The organism is Micromonospora sp. NPDC050397 (genome assembly GCF_044901685.1).
Classification (GTDB): domain Bacteria; phylum Actinomycetota; class Actinomycetes; order Mycobacteriales; family Micromonosporaceae; genus Micromonospora_G.
This window is the reverse complement of sequence record NZ_JBJDPS010000048.1, coordinates 1-1,495: the sequence shown is the minus strand read 5'-3', so window position 1 is coordinate 1,495 and position 1,495 is coordinate 1. Positions and strand designations below refer to the sequence as shown.

The window sequence follows — 1,495 nt, the reverse complement described above, 5'->3', positions numbered from 1 at the left end:
GTGTCACTGGCCAAGCGGGTGACCGAGCTGCACCGCAACACCGACAAGGAGCTGACCGATGTGACGGTCAGCCGGGTCGAGGACAAGAAGAAGAGCCCGAGCAAGCTGGGTGTCAAGGTCGCGGCTGCCGTTGCGGGGCTGGCTGCCGCTGTGGTGTTGCAGACGACCGCGAACCACCCGTTCTGGGACGAGACGGCCGACAAGTGGGTCGACGCCTCCGAGTTGACGGTTGGCCACGAGCTTCGTACCGCTGACGGCGACAAGGTCGTTGTCGACAAGGTCGTCAACTACGAGGGCGCGAAGGAAATGCGCGACCTTACGGTCGCCGACATTCACACGTACTATGTGGCGGCCGGCGATGAGCGGGTGCTCGTACACAACTGCACTCCAGGTGCGTCTTGCACGTGTCGACCGGCGTTGCCAGCTGCGACGCGGGAGCCCCCCAACGCTGGTGCAATCTCTTCCCGTGATGCAGAGCCTGGCGAGGAGTTCAATATGGTGTTGTCGCACGGGCAGCCCGTGGATCGACCCGGCGGATTTGGGACCTTCGACGATGTACCTGACCAGGATTATGCAAGAAATCAGCTCGCGATTCGTAGCGACTGGAAATCCGACGTTTCACTCGTGCAGCGGTATCGTATCCCGGACGGTGATCCCATTCGGATTCAAGAGAGCGTTGTCGGGGCGCAGCTTGATCCCGGGACTGGGCGAGTGCTCGTTGGGGGTGGCTCGCAACTTGAAATTATGAACTACTCTGATCGTGCGCGATTGATACCTGTAGGGGATTCGACCGAGATTAGGTGATCTGATGTCAATGCCCGTCATATTGTGGAATCGCGGTGATCGGGAGGTCGTGTGGGAGTTTGGTGCTGCTCGCGTGGTGAAGGTATTGGATGAGCCACCGAATAGCGTGATTGCTTGGTCGGATCCGCCGAGCGTAATCATTGTTGAATCCGTAACTCCTGATATGCCAAGTACCAGAAACGCGGTGGTGTTTGAGCCTAATGGGTCCGAGCGACTGCGGCTGATTCCGCCAAACGTCGGGGGTGAAGCTTCTTGGGCTATTGGCTTTTACGTGGTGTTTGCGGACAAGGCTGGGCTTGTTGCTGTGTTCTCGACCAGGGTCGGAGACTTCTGGGGTAGACCCGATCTTGGTACCGGCGAATTGAGTGGGGTTAGTCAGTGGAGATGAAGGTGTGGGGACTTAGCTGTCTCGACATTGGCTAGTGTGGAGAGTCCGGCCGAGGAAGCTTGCCCACTCCGAGTGCTTGAAGGTGAGTACGGGCCCACCTGGGTCCTTGGAGTCGCGTACGGCGATGGTGTGCGGTAGTTCGGCGATCTCGACGCAGTTGGTGTCGGAGCCGCTGCGGCTGGACTTGCGCCAGGCCACGTTGCCGAGTTCCGCAGCGACCATCAGTGCCTCACTCTCGTTCGTGCTCCGTTGCGACGCGCGCAACGAACTCGACCGATCTGGCCGGGCTGAGCGCCATCCTCG

3 protein-coding genes are annotated in these 1,495 nt (G+C 59.9%); 2 read left to right on the top strand and 1 reads right to left on the bottom strand.

All coding sequences use genetic code 11. The features are described from left to right. Positions 1-804: polymorphic toxin-type HINT domain-containing protein (locus ACI2K4_RS36290; RefSeq protein ID WP_404517632.1), on the top strand; the 804-nt coding region annotated here is incomplete at its 5' end. A gap of 4 nt (positions 805-808) precedes the next feature. Beyond that, positions 809-1,192 (top strand): hypothetical protein, encoded by a 384-nt coding sequence (locus ACI2K4_RS36285; protein WP_404517631.1) that lies wholly within the window; start codon positions 809-811, stop codon positions 1,190-1,192. A 12-nt stretch (positions 1,193-1,204) separates the two neighbouring features. Here the strand turns inward: ACI2K4_RS36285 and ACI2K4_RS36280 are convergent, their stop codons facing one another. Continuing rightward, positions 1,205-1,414, bottom strand: a complete 210-nt coding sequence (locus ACI2K4_RS36280; protein ID WP_404517630.1) for a DUF397 domain-containing protein — start codon at positions 1,412-1,414, stop codon at positions 1,205-1,207. Positions 1,415-1,495: the final 81 nt, after the last annotated feature.